This window comes from Marinobacter alexandrii, assembly GCA_039984955.1.
Lineage (GTDB): Bacteria > Bacteroidota > Bacteroidia > Cytophagales > Cyclobacteriaceae > Ekhidna.
Map to the genome: position 1 here is coordinate 439,891 of JBDWTN010000007.1, position 19,209 is coordinate 459,099.

The window sequence follows — 19,209 nt, forward strand, 5'->3', positions numbered from 1 at the left end:
ACTTCATTGAAAATTTACCCATCATGCGAAAAGCACTTTCATTCTCATTTATAGTCGTTGCTCTTATACTCATCCAATGTAAGAGTGTACCTCTTAGTGGTCGTTCGCAACTGAGCCTTATCGGCAATGACAAGATTTTTCCCATGAGTTTTGATCAGTATGAGCAAGTGAAAAAGGAAAGCAAAATCATCAACGGTACCGATGAAGCACGAATGATTAAGCGTGTAGGAACCAGAATACAACGAGCGGTAGAACAATATTTTAGAGAAGAAGGGAAACCCAACTATTTATCTGATTACAAATGGGAGTATAATCTTGTTGATAACGACAGCACCGTGAACGCATGGTGCATGCCGGGCGGGAAAGTAGCTTTTTACACGGGTATCATGCCCATATGTAAAGATGAGCTAGGTGTAGCAGTAGTTATGGGACATGAGATAGCACACGCTATTGCAAATCATGGAGCCGAAAGGATAAGCACCCAATATGCAGCTCAAGCTGGTTTGGCTACAGTTAGTATTTTATTGACTGGAGGAGGGAGCGGTCCTTCAATACCAGCCGAGGTAATCATGCAAGGAGCTGGAGCTGCTACCTCGCTTGGGATACTTGCATTCTCAAGAAAGCATGAATCCGAATCTGACAAATTAGGATTGTATTTTATGGCAATGGCAGGTTACAATCCACAGGAAGCTCCAAAATTCTGGGAACGAATGGCTGCTAATAGTGGTGGGGAAGCTCCACCGGAATTCACATCCACTCACCCGTCACACGATACAAGAATATCTGACTTGAAAGCTAACATGCCTAAAGCGATGGAATACTATCGCAAAAGCCAATAAGTGAATAGATCTAGACCACTCTTTAAGCTTTTTAAGTCGTTAAAAGGATTATTAGGCTCAAGAGGAGAGCGAATTAGCGATATCACAATCGCTAGACAATCTATAGAGGTAAAAGATCAGCTTCTGAGGTGGGTGAAAGAACTCCTATTCCTAAGTCTGGGAATTCTATCTGCTGGTTTTGGCTTAAAGGGCTTTCTTCTTCCGAACGATTTTATCGATGGAGGAGTGACTGGAATATCATTGCTTACCCGTGTTATAACAGGCTATCCTTTACCCATTTTGATTGTAATCATCAATATTCCTTTCATCATACTTGGATATTTTCAAATCGGTAAGTCATTTGTTTTTAAAAGCATTCTTGCAATTGTAGGTTTAGCTTTTGCTCTAGCTTTTATAGAATACCCGACCATCACATCTGACAAATTGCTGGTAGCAGTCTTTGGTGGATTTTTCCTGGGAGCTGGAATAGGCCTTTCTGTGAGGGGCGGAGGTGTTCTTGACGGAACAGAAGTTCTCGCCATTTACCTAGGAAGAAAAACAGGATTGACCATTGGCGACTTAATTCTTGTCTTCAATGTTTTCATCTTTTCAACTGCAGCTTACCTCCTATCTATGGAGATTGCTCTTTATTCTATCCTAACCTATTTGTCGGCTTCAAAAACAGTTGATTTTGTCATCGAAGGTGTGGAAGAATACATTGGGGTCATTATCATTTCTCATCGGAGTGAAGCCATCCGTTTAATGATCACAGAACGTATGGGGCGTGGCGTAACTATTTACAACGGCACTAGTGGATTTGGTCCGCGAGAAGAGCTAAAAGATACTGAGATACTCTACTCTGTAATTACAAGATTAGAGATTGCCAATCTTCAAAACAAGGTGAGACAAATTGATCCAAATGCGTTTATTGTTATGAATAGCGTAAAAGATCTAAAAGGTGGAATGATCAAAAAAAGACAGTTTAAAGAGCATTAGTAGATTGCTCTCATAGAGAACTACTCAAACTGACTCACTTCCAACCTCGGTATGATCTTGCAAGCATTTTTATAGTACACTTTTTTGAGTATCTCATCGGAAAGACCTAGGCCATACATTCTCCAATAGGCATGGTACTTTTTATAGTACGGAAAATACTCATCTTCTGTCTCTAAGACCCGGAAATATGTGTAGAACTCTTCTGGATTATATGCATCTTTTCCAAACAAGACTCGATCCTGATATTTTTCAAAAAATTGATTTGCTCTCCGTGGCTGTCTGCCAAACTCCGCAATGACAGCTCCTATTCCAAAGTAAACATTCGGATAGATATCTAAATGTTTTCCTGCTTTATCCAAATCATTGGCCATCCATCCCATGTGGGCATTTACAAAAGTGGTTTTTGGATGTTTTTTAAAGATGTTGTGCTGCTCTGCAATGATTTGCTCAAATGGGGCCGGATTCTCTGCTCCTCTTTTTCTTCCTGGTCTTAGTTTCAATTCCAACCATCGTTCATTGTCAGCATCCATTGGGTCCCAAAAAGAAGCAGGATCTGCCGCATGGATAAGTACTGGTATCCCCAATTCACCACACTTTGCCCAAATAGGATCTATTCTAGGATCATCAATTGCTACTCTATTTCCATCCATATCTTGGTAGCTAAGACCAAGACTCTTATAAATTTTTAATCCTCTAGCTCCCGCTTTTACATCTTCTTCTAATTCTTTTACAGCTTTCTCTGTCCAACCTTTATCGCCAATATTTTTGAATGATACATTCGTAAAAACAATGATTCTATTAGGAGCTTCTCCCTCCACCCTTCTAACCATCCCTGCTAAGTATTCTTGCGTACCTATATCTCTGGTTTCGCGGCTAAATCCTCTACCACTTAGATTAATCATAGCTCCCATATTCAATTCATCCATCTCCTCTACCAATGAAGCAACTCGATCTTTCGTAAGATTCCATTGATGGCTGTGAATATCCACAAAAGGAAACTTCGCTCTTCGTACAGGATTTTCTGGAACCACTAACGTTGATGTGGGATTGTACTCCTCGAAACTCATCTCTGGATCAGAGGTCTCTGCCTCCTGTGCAACTAGTGAACAAAAAGTGAAGCTGATAAGAATAAAAAGTTTTTGTCGCATATGTCAGGTTTTATTTAAGGCAATAATACAAATGTAAGACTGCATCGAACGAGTCATTTATTTATTTGGTTCGATTTCGATGTGAGCTGGTTAATTTCGCATTATGGAGCGACCTGAGTTTGACGATATATTTATGGAATTGGCAGTAAATCTTGCTAAACGATCTCATTGCATCAAACGACATGTAGGCGCAGTACTCACCAAAGACACCCGCATCATATCTATCGGGTACAATGGGCCACCCTCCGGAACGCATAATTGCGACGTAGAGTGGCCTGATGATGGATGCCCAAGAGACTCAAAAGGAAGCTGCTCCCTGGCACTTCACGCAGAACAAAATGCTATCCTGTATGCTGTTAAAAATAAGACCGATGTAGAAGGTGCTACACTCTATGTGACTCTATCACCTTGTATAGCGTGTGCTAGAATCATCTACACAACGAAAATCAAGAAAGTGATCTACTTAAAATCATATGCTGAGTACAAAGGAATACCGAGTGATGAAGGCGTTGACTTCTTGAGAAAATTTGGTGTAGAGGCCGAAAAATATGAAGGTTCGCTGGATAATGTAAGTGAGTTGGTTTAGAATTGAATATGACAAACAACTTCTTTGTGAATGCTAAAACTTCTCGACGTTTTATTCAAGTTGTATTCCTTTTTGCAGCACTATTCTGCAATAGCACTATTTTAATTGCTTCAAAATCAAGCCTACCTGACTCCCATTATGACAGTATCTATCATGTAATGACAACATCTACAGATAAAGCTGATTTCAAATCCTTTTATGAAGTCGTAAGATTAGATGAGCACTTTCCTGAGAATTTAAAATATGAACTAATACTAATCACTACTAAAAAAGCGAAAAAACTAGGTTTCGATCATTCATATGCCAGTGGCTTGTTTTATCAATCTATTTACAAATCAATTGGTGGAGAATATAGGGAAGCGATTTCGATGGCCTCTATCAGTTTGGCAATATTCCAAAACCTTGAAGATCATACCCAGTTGTCCGCCTGCTACAATACATTGGGTAGTACCCTAACGGCTAATGGGGATCCAGAAACTGGAAAGGAATACCTGCGAAAAGCCATGCAGGAAAATGAGCTTGTCAAAAACTTGAAAAGAAAATTAATCGATAGAATCAATAATCTGATTGTTATGGGTTATGTGTACTTCAATGCTAATCAGCTTGATAGTGCAGAAATATTTACCAGGCAAGCACTCCAGGAAGCCAATGAAAATAGCCTTCCTGAGGTTTCAGCGTACAATCTTTATAAAGAAAAAGCCTATTGCCACATAAATCTGGGAAAGTTTCAACTAACAAGAGGAAATTATAATAAAGCAGTAGAGTTATATAAAAAAGGACTGGAATTTTGCGAAAAAGGATCTTTTAAAGATCTTGAAGCCACTTTTCATCACAGAATTGGTCAGACCTATCAATTAAAAAATGATTGGGAGAATGCGCTTTCTCACTTTGATAAAGGAATTGAGTTGTGTGATAACTACTTTACTTTTCTTCCCATATGGATTGATTTGCTTGAAATTAAAGCCGAGACTTTGCAAAAAACTGGGAATTATAATCAGGCTGTCGAAGTACAAAAAAAACACATACTTCTAAAGGATTCTTTAAATACAATCAACAAAGAAAAAGAATTACAGAGATTAGTCATTGAGTTTGAAGTAGAACAAAAAGATCAGGAAATAGCCTCACTTAACCAGCAAGCAACGATTCAGTCTTTGCGACTCTCACAGCAAAATAATCAGTTACTCGTAATAACTCTTTTTTCCCTAACTGCTATTTTAGGAGGCTTTTTGTATTACCGCCAGTTTAAGTTTAAGAAAGAACGGATAGCGTTTGAGTTGAAACAACGGTTTTTACGCTCACAACTAAACCCTCATTTTATCTTCAATTCAATGACTTCCATCCAATCCTATCTGGTGAATACAGATACCGAGAATGCAGGACGCTACATGGGAATGTTTAGCTCGCTAATGCGCCAAATTTTAGAAAATTCAAGGGAAGAATTTATTCCTTTGGCAGAGGAAGTAAGCATGCTTAAAAACTACATTGAACTACAAAGAATACGTTTTTCCGAACCTTTCGAATATCATATTGAAGTAGACGAAGCAATCGATGAAGTCTATATGGGAATACCTCCTATGTTTGCACAGCCTTTTATCGAAAACGCATTTGAACATGGTTTATTCAAAGAAAAAGGAAAAGAAAATAAGCTTAATGTAATATTTTCAATGACAAGCCCAACCCAAGTTCTTTTGGAAATAGAAGATACTGGCATTGGCGTTAATTGGGCAATGCCAGAAAAAAATCATAAATCCATGGCAACTAGGATCACCGAGGAGCGGTTGCAAAATTTGAATTATTCGAGTAGCCAGAAAAATGGATTACAATCAGAAAACTTGATAGGAAAAGGGGGATATACAAAAGGTTACCGTATCAAACTTTTACTTCCCTTGAAAGTACTCTCATATTCATAGAAAGCCTCCCCAAAAAAGGGTATTTTTTAGAAATAATTAAGAAGGTAGTAAAGTCTTGATCATACTTTTTTTAGGTTTCCGGTAAATGGAACCAATTATGAAAGTTTTACTCCTAGATGATGAAGTAAATGCTCGAGACACCATAAAAGCATATCTATCAAGATTTTCCGGGGCAGATTTTGACATCAGAGAAACAGATTCAATTTCAGATGCACAAGCCATACTAAAAGAGTTTAAGCCTGACATTGTTTTGCTGGATATTAATTTAAAAGAGGGCACTGGGTTTGATTTATTGAGCTTGATTGGAATAGATAACATAACATTCAAAGTAATTTTCATCACTGCTTCAGATGGCTTTGCTATAAAAGCATTTAAGTTCAATGCCGTAGACTACATACTCAAACCGGTAAACCCATTGGAATTTGATCAAACGATTCAAAAAACCATAAAAAGTCTAGATAAGCTTCCTTCGGAAAATCAACTTAAAAACCTCGAAGACAACTTATCTGATGAGTCCCGGTTTCTTGATCGGATTGTACTTAGAGATCAGCAGCAAATCCAATTAGTGAAAACTCAAGATATTATTTATTGTAGTTCAGAAAACAACTACACCATGTTTCATATGGTTGATGGATCAACGCTGGTAATTTCTAAAACACTCAAAGAATACGATGATCTTTTAACAAAAAAACATTTTTTTAGAAGTCATAGATCGCACCTAATTAATCTGGACCACTTTAAGAAATATGATAAAAGAGAAGGGGGTTCTATTCAAATGCAAAATGGCACAATTGTTCCATTAGCAAGAAATAAAAAAGATATCTTCATGAAGTTGATCGAAAGGGTTTAAACGAAAAAAGACTATCCTTATATGGATAGTCTTTTAGGCAAGCAGACTAAGTCATTAAGTTTAGGTATGAGGAACCCTTTCTAAATAATACAGTCTGAACTATAAGTCTCATAATCTTTTAATCCACTATAGCAATAACTATCTCCGTTACTGCACCAAGAATTGCCTCTCCCCAACATCCAAGGTTGCATTTACCTCTTCCTTTCCCTTTCTCATACTTATCTCGGCAGTTATTAAGACAATCAGCAAGTCCATCTTTAAGGAATACAATATCGTCTTCAGACGTATTTTCAATCCAAAAATCCTTGGATAACTTCAACTCGCTAAGCAAGTTGCTGGATAAGCCTAAATATGATAAATTATCATCAACATTCACCACTAAACTGATTTTACCATTGACAGATTGGCCTTCAGCTGTAACAATGTTAATCTCTTGAATCAAGTACGTTGCTTCTTCTGATAATTCTTTGGTAGACTGTAAAGCTTCAGGAATTGAAATTTCAACGAACTCTTCATTAAAACTTTGTTCAGATTTTTCTTGCAACTCAATTGATTCTATTTGTTCTAACTGTTCGTTACAAGAAATAGTAAAAACAAGCAATGTAAGAAAGAATAGATTTTTGATTTTTTTCATGATTTTATTGTTTTGTTATTGATGCATCAAAACTATTTGGTGCATGAATCATTGCTTCATTCACTCTATCGTATGGTATGCTATCATGAGTGAATGGTATGATCTTTTGAGAGAATCTTCTAATTCTCTTATGATGCCATTAATCAACAGTAGTTCCCCATTCACTCAAAAAACTCCTCCTCTCCACTCCCTGGAGTTGTCATTCACTCATATTGCAATTAAATGTTTCCATTAAGTATAAATAAAAACAAGAGTTTGAACTGGATCTAAGTGAGCAGCTAACAGGCATTTATTACTTAATCATTAACAACAGAGGACAGCTAAAACAATCATTAAAAACTAATTGTAGTTAGTTATTGTCCAGCCCTAAACTGGGCTAACTGGATACAAAATAAAACCGTCAAGCATTAAGCTTGATGGTTTTATTTTTGTTAGAACTACTTCATATTAAATATAAGTTTTAGCTGGTGAGGCTTTCTGAGGAAGTTTAAGGCATAGAAACTGAAAAACATGGAGGCTCGCTGGATAATGTAAGTGAGTTGGTTTAGTGATTTTTTTAAAATAAAAAAGGGTCGCATCACTGCGACCCAATTCACTACCACTCTATCACTATCTATTACTCTACTACTATTTTATATTGTGGAGTAGGGTTCAACGGACAGAAGTACACGTACTCGCCCTTTTCTAAAGTAACCGTTTTGGAAGCCGCTTTTTCACCATCACCAATTGTCTTGAACAAGTAAGCGCTCTGTACATGGTTTTCCTTGTTGGTCTTCCCTTTCGGCGCGATCACAAATCCTACTTGACGATCTACTCCACTGTTTTCTACTTCGAAAACGTATGATTTTCCTGCCTCAAGCTTGAGTTCTTGTTGTACAAACTCTCCAGGTGTTTGTACTAAGCTTATTTTCTGTGGTTCTTGTGCATTAAGTGCAGTAGTCCATAAAATTCCAAGCGCGAGTAAAAACAGTACACTAATTCTATTCTTTTTCATAATTTTTAAATTTTATATTGATTTGAATAAGTATTAAGCTAAGGTTGATTCTAGTTTAGCTGCTGCAGGAAAGTCAACTGCAAACTGCCCAGATCCATGGATGAAATTGCTCACAATTTTGTCACCTATCACCATGTTGATATCTATCAAATTTTCTTTTGTGTAACCTGCTTCAAAAAGTCTGGCAACAGCGTCTTCGCTTGGTTTACTTCTATTGATAGTGATGTCTTTCACAAAGTTTGCAAGCGCACCTATCTTCGTATCGAAGTTTGCTTCGCCAGTTCTGATGTCAAGAATTTCTTCATCAGAGAATCCATTCATTTTGCCCAAAGCAGTATGAGCGGCAAGGCAATAATCACATTCATTTACTTGGCTTACCACCAAGTTGATCACTTCTCTTTCTTTTGCTTTTAAAGATGATTTTCTGTTCTGAAAAGTCAGGTAGTCTCCTAGTGCTGTTTCGCTATGAGCGAAAGTTGCATAAAGGTTTGGTACAAATCCCAACTTGCTGTTTAGGTTATCAAAGATTGCCTGATTGTTTTCAGATACTTCTTCTCGATTAGGTACATTGATCGTTTCCATAATTCTATTTTTCTTATTTTATTTTTTGCTAAAAGATTATGGTTCAAAGAACGCAGAGAATGTGCTGTTGGGTACTGTCTATTCTTCCCGAAGGGTTGTCAATTTTTCCCTAATGGTTGAATTTCGTACTGATCTCGAAATTTTGAGGGAGCCAGCTGGGTATGTTTCTTGAAAAAACGACTGAAACCAGGGATGTCTTGAAACCCTGTTTCATAGGCTATCTGCTTCGTTGTTTTATCTGTGTAGATCAACAAACGTTTGGCTTCAAGTACGATCCTTTCATGAATGGTTTCTAAAGGAGATTTATCACTGTATTTTGAAAAAAGGTTTGAAATGGTCTTGGGAGATTTATGTAAAAGATCAGCATAGTCTTGTACTTGATGAAGTGAGCGATAGTTCTTCTCAACCATTAAGTTGAACTTACGAATCACATCCATTTCCTTATTTTCTATACCGGTTAGAGAATTTTGCTCTTTGTAACTTCTGGTCAGTTTAACAATGAGTCTCTTCAAGACGATTCGAAGCATCTCTGTCTTTAGGTTGTCCTCTTCCTCTTCAAACTCATCCAGGAATACTTGAAACATGAGACCAATTTTACGTTGGTTAACTAAATCCAATGTGATGACTGGTGCTCCATTGCTACCATAGAAAAGTAATCCCGCACAGGATACTTCATGATCGTGATCAATGATGCAATAAAAATCACGATTGAATTGCCAAGCAGAAATGTATCTCGGATTTTCAAATCTAAAAGACTGATTTACGTTTAGTACGATTACGTGATTAGTTGGTAGTAAAACAGTCGTTTCATCGACCACTACCATTTGATCATCACCCACATTCCAGGCGATCGTTAGCAGAGCTTCCTGTTCATCTCCTAACAAACCACTAAAGTCTGGGTCATCGTAAGTGAGTCTCATTAGCCCTCCTACTTTCTCGTCTGAATGGGTTAAAGTCATAATTGGTGTATTTGAAGAACTAACACTAATTCAAAGGAAAGTACTCAATTTGATCACAGCTTTTTAACAATTCTTTCTCAAATGTCCAGTAGCTTTCAATCATGAAAAAGTATCTACTATTCATTTGCATTCTTCCCTCCTATCTTCTTGCCCAAAAAGCTGACGTTATAAAGGATGCTGAAATCATGCGTATCGCATTTGGATCATGTAGTGTTTCTAGCCTGACAGACAAACAGCTATGGGCTGAAGTAAACGAAACAAAGCCTGATCTATGGATCTGGTTAGGAGACAACATTTATGGTGACTCTGAAGATGTGAATGTTCTAAGGAGTAAATATGCTGAGCAAAAATCCCATCCTGATTATCAAAAACTCCTCACTGAAACAGAAGTAATAGGTACATGGGATGATCATGATTTTGGCGTAAATGACGGGGGAAAGGAATTCAAATCTAAAGACGGTAGCAAAGAAGAACTCTTTCGTTTTCTGAATGTTGCTCAAGATCATCCTGCTCGATCTAGAAAAGGAGTTTATCAATCTTACACATACAACCACACGAAAGGAAGTATCAAGATAATTCTTTTAGACACTCGCTATTTTCGAGATTCTCTAAAGTGGGAAAATGAGGGAACTAGAGACAAGGCTGCTTTAGTGAATTCCAATGGTGATGTTTTGGGAGAGACTCAATGGTCGTGGTTAGAAAATCAATTATCTGAACCAGGAATTGACATGTTTATAGTAGTGACAGGGATACAATTAATCCCAGATCAGCATCAATTCGAAAAATGGTCTAATTTCCCAAAGTCTAAAGATAGATTGATGAAACTAGTTGATGAGAAAGTAAACGTTCCACTCGTCTTCCTCTCTGGAGATAGACACATCTCTGAGGTTTCAAAGGAGATGTTAAAAAGAAGTAAAGAACCAATCTATGAATTTACTTCCAGCAGCCTCACGAGTCCCTGGGGTACGCAAGTCCCAGAGTTGAATGATAAGAGAATTGGAAAAATAGTTTACGATCCCAACTTTGCGATAATGACGATTGTATGGACTTCATCTAAACCAAGTATTCAGGTAAAGTACATTGGAAAAGAGAACGAGGAACTAGCTCAGCATTCGATAAAGTATGATTAAAAATCACCTCCTCCATCTCCGGAATATTCTCTTTCTCCGTCTCTGGATCTTTGTTTCTTCTGATTGAGGCGATAAGTAAATGAAAGAGTCGCAGTTGTGGTCCTTCGCTGAAACTCACTGATTTGGAAAGATCGCTCATTGGATATCTCACTTCTATATTTTCTTGAATTAAAAAGGTCACTCACATTGAATGCGAGTGTTCCATTGCCTTTTAACACATCTCTGGACATGCCTATGTCTACAGAAGTAATTGATAAAGTTCTACCCTGAACAGTATTGCGCGGTGCACGATAGTTCACATTAATCTGAGCATCAAAGAGTTTCTTGAATTTAAAATTATTACTTACCCGAGAAGTTAAAGTAGTCGCCTCAGCTCCATTGAAAGTAAGTATTTCTTCGCCAAAGATCACACTCCCACTCGGAACAATACTTCTGTAAAAATTAACATTTCCACTTACACGATACCAGTCAGCAAAATCTTTAGAAATATTCACTTCCACACCGTAGGCATCCTCAGTTGAAACATTATATGGTCTTGTAAATGTGACACCTTCTTCATTCGTATTTCTAAGTCTTTGTACTCCTCCCTCAGTATGACGATAGTATATTCCGGTATAAAATGAGCTGGATTGCGTATTCAACAAATAGCCTAGCTCGTATGAATCTGTAAATTCCGGCTGCAGCGTAGGATTTCCCAGCCAAAAATTTCTGCTATCAGATATGGAAGTAAATGGATTCAAACTCCTCCCTCTTGGTCTGCTAATTCTCCGACTATAGCTTGCTTGCACTGCTTGCGATTCTGTCATTTGATATGTTAAGAAGGCACTAGGGAAGAAATTTCCATAGTTTTGGACATTGCGATTATCGTCTGTTTTTTGAAAAGTGATAAGCCTTGTCTGTTCAAAGCGTAGACCAAGTTGCCACGATACCTTGTTTATTTTATTACCTACAATTCCATACACTGCTAACACATCTTCTTCGTATTCAAACTCATTGGAAAACGAAGAATCTACTTCATAAATACCTGCTTCATTCCTTTCTGTTACCAAATAGTTATTACCAACTAATCGATCGGTGTATCTTGTCCCAAGCTCCATTTTACCATTCTTTCCAAAAGGATGTATATAGTCAGACTGGATCATATATCTTTCTTCAATTTCATCTGTATTTGCTTTTTGAAACAAAATAGGTGATTGATCAGCAGCGCTAGCTCCTATGGTTTCGATGAGATCGCTACTCTCCTGTTCATTGTTATTTTGATATTGGAAATCGAAGGTTAATTTCTGACCCTTTCGTTCAAAATTCCTCGTATAGTTAAGCGCATATTCCAAATTTTCATCTCCCTCTCCTTCATCATCATTCCTGAATGAGATGGAATCTGCCCCAGATTGTGGGTAGAAGTCATCATATATCAATCTTGTCTCATTGTTTTCATCAGAAAAGCGGTAGAGAAAGGACAGTGTGATTGAATTAAATTCATTTAGGTAGATGTCTGATCCAAACCTGCTAGAATAGCTCAATCCTCCTCTGTCATGACTCCTGTCTCTTATAGTCTGAAGGACGGCAGTGGTTTTTTCTGGGGAATCAAAGAATGTCTGATCTGACGAGCCACCTCCATTGTTTCTTCTATAGTTAATTCCAAAGTTTGTAAAAAAATTGATCCAATTCCTCCTAAAGTTTAGATTGATTGAACCGCCATGATTATCAGGCAACCCTGTATTAACCTGAAAACTTCCATTGACTCCATTCTTTTTATCCTTCTTTAAAATGATATTGATAATACCAGCAAGGCCTTCAGCATCATATCTGGCAGATGGATTGGTGATCACTTCTACACTCTCTACCAAATTACTATTTAACTGACGTAGTGCATCGTTGCTACTCAACCCGACAAGGCCAGACGGCTTTCCATCAATGAGTATTCGCACATTTTCACTTCCACGAAGACTTACATTTCCTTCTACATCTACCTGCACAGATGGTAGATTATCCAAAATATCTGTAGCACTACCACCGAGGTTACTGAGATCCTTCCCAATGTTAAACACCTTCTTATCTAGCGTCATTTCCATTTGAGTTCTCTCCGCTTGGATAACCACCTCTTCCAATAACGTTTCATTTTCCTGGAATTGAATATTTCCAGTTTCATATATAGGGTTTGCTTTGGATATGACCACATTTGAAATCATGACATCCTTGAATCCCATGAACTGAATTCTGATGTAATAGCTTCCCGGCTTCACAGGAACATTAAATATTCCTGTCGCATCCGTCAGTCCTCCCGTTGATAAAGTAGAATCAGATTCACTGAAAATGCTAACAGTTGCAAATTCCACAGGCAGATGAGTGCCTGATTTAATTAGTTTGCCTTTAATAGAATAATTGGGGGCAGCATAATTTTTATTCGCTTGCCCATATGTGATTATAAATGCACTTAATAGAACAACAAAAAGCTTACTCTTTAATTTCATAGTGCAACATTAACACTCATATTTGATGCATGTTTGATTGAAATTTGAAGCAAATCTGAAGTTTTACATTTCTTTCTATTTGCGGTTAAAACCTAATATGAATGGTATGTAAATCAGCATCATTATGATATTGAATTTGATAATCATAGAAATCACAAATCTTTTTCACAATAGCAAGACCTAAACCCATAGATTTAGCACTCTGATTAGCCTTTTTAAACCTTTGAAAAAGTTCGTTCGAAGAAACTTGAAGTTCTGGACCCGAATTTGAAATTGAAAGCCTTTCTTCATCTAATGAGAGACTAATATTTCCTCCTTCCCAATTATGCCGAATTGCATTATTTATCAAATTGGTAAGCAATAGTTCTATAAGAACTGGATCTGCCTGGATAATGACTCCCTCTTTAACTTCAACAATTCTTTTTATACTTTTCAATTCTACCAACTCTCTAAACTCTTCAAGCATATGCTCAAGCGTCATTGAAAGATCAATACTAGAAACGTTTATAAACTCTTTATTATCAATTTTAGTAAGTAATGAAAGAGCATTTCCCAATTGACTTAAGCGCTTAATTGTGCTTTGAGTAGAACTGATCTGCTGAATTTGTTCTTCGGTAAGATTATCTGCATCTATTAAAACCTCCAGCTTACTCTGCACAATGGCAATAGGAGTCTGGATTTCATGAGAGGCATTCTCAGAAAACTCCTTTAACGATTGGTAGTCTGATTGAACTTTGCTGGTCATTTCACTAAGAAAGGCATTGAGTCTCTTAAATTCTTTAACACTTGAAGTAGGGAATTGCATCTTTTGATCTGGTTTGGTAAGTGAGAAGCTTTTAATAGCTTCCAAAGTCAGATTAAAGGGTCTTAAAATAAAGTAAGATGCCAGAAAACCTAGAATCAAAACTGTACCGAGCAAAATCAAGTACAAGGTCAGCAGTGATTCGACAAGACCATCTCTGATATCATCTGCTTCTACGATAACGTCGTACAAACTAATAAGATAACTTTTCCCATCTACATTTCTGATAGCATCCAACCGGAGGTGCAATTCCAATCGATCAAGTTGACTATGCATTACTAAAGTATCAGAAAATGAAACGCGCTCATTTATCAGTTTTTCTAGTGGGATAACCTTCAGCTTAGTCCACTCTAAAGTGTCCTTAGGTGGCTTCCTTTCAATTCTCAATTGCATACGATCCAAGCGCTCTATTAGAAACCTACGTTGCTCAAAGTTCACTTCTCTCATCATTATATTGAAACTAATGACTCCTCCTATGATAAAGACAACCAATGATACTAATACAAATAATATGGTGATTCTTATGATTAGATTCATCTTTCATTTTTCATTTTATATCCAGCTCCATACATTGTTTTCAAATAATCATTTCCCCCTGCTTGTATGATTTTCTTTCTCAAGTTTTTTATATGCTGGTATACAAAGTCAAATGAATCCATTGTATCCATATAATCACCCCATAAGTGCTCTGCAATTGATTGTTTCGTCAATAAACGATTTTGATTTACCATAAAATAGTGAAGCAACTCATACTCCTTCTTCGTTAATTCAATAGTTGTCTCATTGATTTTTACTTCATGATTTTCCAGATTCAATTCGATTTCATTGAAGGTTAACTTTTGCTTACCTTCTTGTTTTCTCCGTCTATAAACTGCATTAGCTCTTGCATTTAACTCCGCAAGGTGAAAAGGTTTAGGTAAGTAATCGTCGGCTCCAAGTTCCAATCCTAGTAATTTATCATTGAGAGCATTTTTAGCAGATACAATCACTACGCCCATATCCGGCCAATTGTCTTTGACAATCTTCAATAATGACAGGCCATCACCATCAGGTAGCATCAAATCAAGTAACAACACATCATATGAAAATGAATAGAGTTTATCTGTTGCTTTAGATAATGAGGTCGCCACCTCACAGATATCGCCTTCTTTCAAAAAATAATTTCGAACCCCCGATGCTAACTCTTCTTGGTCTTCTACAAACAACAATTTCATTATGCAAACATAAAAGGGCTTTTTGAAGCAAATTTGAAATTACATAAATATACCAACACCCCTGCCAGCCAGACTCTTACATGAACGGTCTTCCATTAACGCCACTATTTTCTAACTTGAAGTTTAAACTTAAAACAGCTAGGATCATGAAAAGAATCATTAATCATTCTCTCTTATTCCTCTTATCCTTAGGTGCCTTTGCCCAAGGAAGTCTCGGGTATCAGGAACCTCCCAAAGAGATCAAAGAACTAGTAGACGCACCACTTGCTCCTTCTGTTCGAATAGATAACAAAGGAGAAAATGTAGTATTGCTTTATAGAAATGCATATAAGACGATCGCTGAATTATCTGAGGAAGAACTGAGGCTTGGTGGTCTTCGAATCAACCCTTTAACTAATATCGGTAGCCGTACTACATTTTATAACAACATCAAAGTAAAGAAGGCATTCGATCAGGATGCTAAGCAAGTGAGCGGACTACCTGCTAATCCAAGGCTAGCCAACTTTAGTTGGTCCCCGAATGAGTCGATGATGGCTTTTACGCATACCACCGCTACCGGAGTAGAAGTCTGGGTGTTGGATGTAGCTAAGGGAGCTTCGAAAAAACTCACAAATGCAGGTACCAATGCAAACCTTGGTCGTCCCATGGTTTGGGCCGCTGACAGCAAAAGCATGCTGGTAAAAATGCTTCCGGGCGACCGAAAGCCACTGATCAACGCACAAACTGCCGTGCCAACAGGACCTACTGTCACAGAAAGTTCAGGTGCTAAGGCCCAGAATCGTACGTATCAGGATCTATTAAAAAATCCGGTGGACGAGAAAAACTTTGAGCAACTGGCACGCTCTGAAATCTACCGTGTATCATTGGATGGTAGCTCCAAAAAATGGATGGATACGGGAATGTACCGTGGAATGAATTTTTCTCCTGATGGAAACTATTTAATCATTATGAAAGTAAAACGCCCATTTTCTTATCTAGTACCCTACTACAGGTTTGCCTCTGAAACTGCCATTTTCAACAAAGACGGTAAGCAAGTAAAAATGCTTCTGGATATGCCCGTAGATGAGGTTCGTCCGAAAGGATTCATGTCTACCACGGACAAGCCTAGAGGATTTAGCTGGCGTGGAGATAAGCCTGCTTCTGTTGTTTGGGCTCAGGCACTGGATGGTGGCGATCCTGCCGCCGAAGTAGCATATCATGATGAGGCATTTGAATTAGCTGCACCATTCACAGGTGAGAAACGCTCTTTAATGAAGATGAAAAATCGATTCTCAGGTATCACATGGGGAGATGATGATTTAGCCATCGCATACGATTATTGGTTCGACAATCGAAATACAAAAACCTATGTTTTTAACCCTTCCGATAATTCGGTAGAACCTAAAATCATTTTCGATAGAAACTATCAGGATGCATACAGCGACCCTGGCAACTTTGTCACAACTAAAAACAAACTGAATAGGTATGTGCTGTCTATGGACAATGGCAGTGCTTACCTCATGGGAGATGGTTTCACGGAAGAGGGTCAGTTTCCATTTGTAGATCAAATGAATTTGGAAAGTGGAAAAACAATCCGGTTGTATCAATCAACCTACATGGATAAAGTAGAAGACCTAATCTATGCGATCGACATGAGTAAGGGAGAACTTTTGGTACGCATAGAGTCCGCTACAGACTACCCTAACTATTACGTGCGCAACATCAAAAAGAAGATGGCATTACGTCCTATCACACAGTTTGAAAATCCTTTCAAAGCCATGATGGATGTAGAGAAAGAGGTGATCACTTACAAGCGTGACGATGGTGTGGAGCTAACGGGTACGCTTTATCTACCTCTGGGGTATGATAAAGAGAAGAAAGAAAAAATGCCCATGATCATGTGGGCCTACCCTGTGGAATATAAGGATAAGGCCAGTGCAGGTAGAAACACCACGAACCCCAATGAATTTGTGTATCCGTACTACGGGTCACCGATCTACTGGGTGACGCGCGGGTATGTCGTGTTGGATGATGCCGCTTTCCCGATCATTGGTGAAGATGATGAAGAGCCAAACGATTCTTTCAGAAAGCAGCTGGTAGCCAATGCCAAGGCTGGAATAGATGCAGTAGATGAGATGGGATACGTTGACCGAAATCGAGTTGCTGTAGGCGGTCACTCCTATGGCGCATTTATGGTGGCTAACCTGTTGAGTCACTCCAATCTTTTTGCCGCCGGTATTGCCAGAAGTGGAGCCTACAACAGAACGCTGACACCATTCGGATTTCAGCGTGAAGAACGATCTTATTGGGATGCTCCTGAAATTTATAATACCATGTCTCCATTCATGCATGCAGATAAGATGAAGACTCCTCTCCTATTGATTCATGGGCAGGCTGATAACAATTCAGGTACTTACCCTATGCAGAGTGAACGATACTTTAATGCGCTTAAAGGGTTGGGAGGGCCAGCCAGACTGGTGATGCTTCCCAAAGAAAGTCATGGCTACCGTGCTAAAGAAAGCATTCTACATGTATTATGGGAGCAGGACCAGTGGCTGGAAGAGCATGTTAAAAATCGTGATACGATGGAAACCACAGTACAAATGGATAAATAGAAACCAATTACCAACCTGTTCGAAAGCCGGGCTGAAAAGCTCGGCTTTTTTATTTTCGCAAAGACTAGACTAAGTTAATAGATATAGTTCTGCCGACATGCAATGAGGAAATTTCAACCTCGTTCTTATAGTAAGTCAGATAATGACAAAGATTGATCCTATCATAGCCGTTAAAAACATTGAAACCAGTTCAAAATGGTATCAATCTATTTTTGATTGTAGGAGTAGACACGGTGGAGACACGTTTGATATATTGGTGGACGGAAATGATGAAGTATTGATTTGTCTTCATAAATGGGAAGAACATGACCACCCTACCATGCAAAACCCCAATGTACCACCAGGAAATGGGCTAATTCTGTACTTCAGAACTGAAAATATGCAGCTTATACGCCAGAACATTGAAAGCTTGGGGTACTCTGTAGAATCAGATATTCAATTGAACCCAAATTCTGGCAAGAAAGAATTCTCCTTAAGAGATCCTGACGGATATTATTTAATTGTTTCTGAATTTCATCAATACGGCGTTTAAGCCAGTTCATTCCGATCATCACATATTGATCGGAAGTACTTGCACACGCTATATTCTCGTTTTGCTGACAGGTTTTTAAGGTAGAGGCCTCTACGTTTCTTATATCACATACAATTTCTTTCTATCACTCAATTCCTAATTAATGTAGGTATCCTGAAACTATTAAAGATCTGCTACTATCTCTAAATAGATTTTAATAAATCAATAGAAAGGAGTAAATATGAATAAATCAATAGTATTATTAATGCTTGTTCTGAGCATAAATTCTCAAGGTCAAAGCGAAAAGAAAAGCTATTTCAAGGATGCAAAATCCGGCCTGATTCTTAATGAGGTAGAATATCAAAAAGCCAAAGAAAAAAAATCCGAGGAATTAAAAAAGTACAAAGATCTAATTCTTAAAGAGACCTTCATAGATAGTGTTGTCACAAGTGATTCAATCATCAACACATTCAAACTAGGATATAAAATTGATTTACAAGCTAAAATTGACAGAGAAGAAAAAAGTGCCAAAAAATGGATAGGACAGCAATTCACTTTCAGTGATTTAAACACTGTTGCTGGCGAGAAAATTAAATCCGAGATGCTAAATGGAAAGCCAACACTCATTAATATATGGTACGTCGCTTGTAAACCTTGCATTGAAGAGATGCCAATACTGAATAATATAGCAAGTACGTATTCTGAAAAAGTAAACTTTATCTCTATCTCATATGATAGCAAAGAAAGTGTGGCGAAATTTTTACAGAAAAGAGATTTTAATTTTTCGCATCACATAGTAAACGCCAAATCGCTCATTGATGAATTAGGTATTCAATCCTATCCAAAAAACATACTGCTGGATAAGAATGGAGTTATAACACAAATAGAGGATGGAATACACTATCAAAAGATCAATGGCAAATCAGTGATTGGAAATGGAGAAGAATTGATTAAACTGATTGAAAGATTACTCTAGCAACAATTAAATGATTATTTGGTAACTATTATTA

The 19,209-nt window shown here is 37.8% G+C and carries 17 protein-coding genes; 9 read left to right on the forward strand and 8 right to left on the reverse strand.

The window, feature by feature from the left end; all coding sequences use genetic code 11:
* The first annotated feature begins 23 nt into the window (after positions 1–23).
* Both ABJQ32_08375 and ABJQ32_08380 read left to right on the forward strand, forming a co-directional pair.
* Positions 24–839 (forward strand): M48 family metallopeptidase, encoded by an 816-nt coding sequence (locus ABJQ32_08375; GenBank protein ID MEP5289651.1) that lies wholly within the window; start codon positions 24–26, stop codon positions 837–839.
* A complete protein-coding gene (locus ABJQ32_08380; protein MEP5289652.1) occupies positions 840–1,814 on the forward strand; it encodes a YitT family protein in 975 nt (324 codons plus the stop codon).
* Between the two features lie 20 nt (positions 1,815–1,834).
* Here ABJQ32_08380 and ABJQ32_08385 read toward each other — a convergent pair whose 3' ends face one another.
* Positions 1,835–2,962, reverse strand: coding sequence for an amidohydrolase family protein (locus ABJQ32_08385; protein MEP5289653.1), 1,128 nt, complete (start codon positions 2,960–2,962; stop codon positions 1,835–1,837).
* A 103-nt stretch (positions 2,963–3,065) separates the two neighbouring features.
* Here ABJQ32_08385 and ABJQ32_08390 point away from each other — a divergent pair, with 103 nt between their 5' ends.
* From ABJQ32_08390 to ABJQ32_08400, 3 genes are all read left to right on the forward strand, one after another.
* Positions 3,066–3,548, forward strand: coding sequence for a dCMP deaminase family protein (locus ABJQ32_08390; GenBank protein MEP5289654.1), 483 nt, complete (start codon positions 3,066–3,068; stop codon positions 3,546–3,548).
* Positions 3,549–3,556: 8 nt separating this feature from the next.
* Positions 3,557–5,458: a histidine kinase gene (locus tag ABJQ32_08395; GenBank protein ID MEP5289655.1), complete on the forward strand. Its 1,902-nt coding sequence runs from the start codon at positions 3,557–3,559 to the stop codon at positions 5,456–5,458.
* A 97-nt stretch (positions 5,459–5,555) separates the two neighbouring features.
* Positions 5,556–6,308 carry a LytTR family DNA-binding domain-containing protein gene (locus ABJQ32_08400; GenBank protein ID MEP5289656.1) on the forward strand — a complete coding sequence of 251 codons (753 nt, stop codon included), beginning with the start codon at positions 5,556–5,558 and terminating at the stop codon, positions 6,306–6,308.
* A 118-nt stretch (positions 6,309–6,426) separates the two neighbouring features.
* Here the strand turns inward: ABJQ32_08400 and ABJQ32_08405 are convergent, their stop codons facing one another.
* The 4 genes from ABJQ32_08405 to ABJQ32_08420 form a co-directional block, all read right to left on the reverse strand.
* Positions 6,427–6,942, reverse strand: coding sequence for a hypothetical protein (locus tag ABJQ32_08405; protein MEP5289657.1), 516 nt, complete (start codon positions 6,940–6,942; stop codon positions 6,427–6,429).
* A 616-nt stretch (positions 6,943–7,558) separates the two neighbouring features.
* The gene (locus ABJQ32_08410) at positions 7,559–7,936 is read right to left on the reverse strand and encodes a cupredoxin domain-containing protein (protein MEP5289658.1); all 378 of its coding nucleotides are present in this window, start codon (positions 7,934–7,936) and stop codon (positions 7,559–7,561) included.
* 33 nt (positions 7,937–7,969) lie between these two features.
* Positions 7,970–8,518, reverse strand: coding sequence for a carboxymuconolactone decarboxylase family protein (locus ABJQ32_08415; protein MEP5289659.1), 549 nt, complete (start codon positions 8,516–8,518; stop codon positions 7,970–7,972).
* Between the two features lie 98 nt (positions 8,519–8,616).
* Positions 8,617–9,477: a helix-turn-helix domain-containing protein gene (locus tag ABJQ32_08420; protein ID MEP5289660.1), complete on the reverse strand. Its 861-nt coding sequence runs from the start codon at positions 9,475–9,477 to the stop codon at positions 8,617–8,619.
* 101 nt (positions 9,478–9,578) lie between these two features.
* Here ABJQ32_08420 and ABJQ32_08425 point away from each other — a divergent pair, with 101 nt between their 5' ends.
* Positions 9,579–10,607, forward strand: a complete 1,029-nt coding sequence (locus tag ABJQ32_08425) for an alkaline phosphatase D family protein (protein ID MEP5289661.1) — start codon at positions 9,579–9,581, stop codon at positions 10,605–10,607.
* Here the strand turns inward: ABJQ32_08425 and ABJQ32_08430 are convergent.
* The 3 genes from ABJQ32_08430 to ABJQ32_08440 form a co-directional block, all read right to left on the reverse strand.
* The gene (locus ABJQ32_08430; protein ID MEP5289662.1) at positions 10,604–13,078 is read right to left on the reverse strand and encodes an outer membrane beta-barrel family protein; all 2,475 of its coding nucleotides are present in this window, start codon (positions 13,076–13,078) and stop codon (positions 10,604–10,606) included. The two genes, ABJQ32_08425 and ABJQ32_08430, sit on opposite strands and share 4 nt — an antisense overlap.
* An 85-nt stretch (positions 13,079–13,163) precedes the next feature.
* Positions 13,164–14,417, reverse strand: coding sequence for a HAMP domain-containing sensor histidine kinase (locus ABJQ32_08435; protein ID MEP5289663.1), 1,254 nt, complete (start codon positions 14,415–14,417; stop codon positions 13,164–13,166).
* Entirely contained in the window at positions 14,414–15,094 is a 681-nt protein-coding gene (locus ABJQ32_08440) for a response regulator transcription factor (protein MEP5289664.1), read from the reverse strand. The genes ABJQ32_08435 and ABJQ32_08440 overlap by 4 nt, the downstream gene beginning before the upstream one ends.
* A 146-nt stretch (positions 15,095–15,240) precedes the next feature.
* Here ABJQ32_08440 and ABJQ32_08445 point away from each other — a divergent pair, with 146 nt between their 5' ends.
* The 3 genes from ABJQ32_08445 (at position 15,241) to ABJQ32_08455 (ending at position 19,175) form a co-directional block, all read left to right on the forward strand.
* Positions 15,241–17,688: a prolyl oligopeptidase family serine peptidase gene (locus ABJQ32_08445; GenBank protein MEP5289665.1), complete on the forward strand. Its 2,448-nt coding sequence runs from the start codon at positions 15,241–15,243 to the stop codon at positions 17,686–17,688.
* Between the two features lie 142 nt (positions 17,689–17,830).
* Complete coding sequence (locus ABJQ32_08450; protein ID MEP5289666.1) at positions 17,831–18,220, forward strand: VOC family protein; 390 nt, start codon at positions 17,831–17,833, stop codon at positions 18,218–18,220.
* 220 nt (positions 18,221–18,440) lie between these two features.
* Entirely contained in the window at positions 18,441–19,175 is a 735-nt protein-coding gene (locus tag ABJQ32_08455; GenBank protein ID MEP5289667.1) for a TlpA disulfide reductase family protein, read from the forward strand.
* The last annotated feature ends 34 nt before the right edge of the window (positions 19,176–19,209 follow it).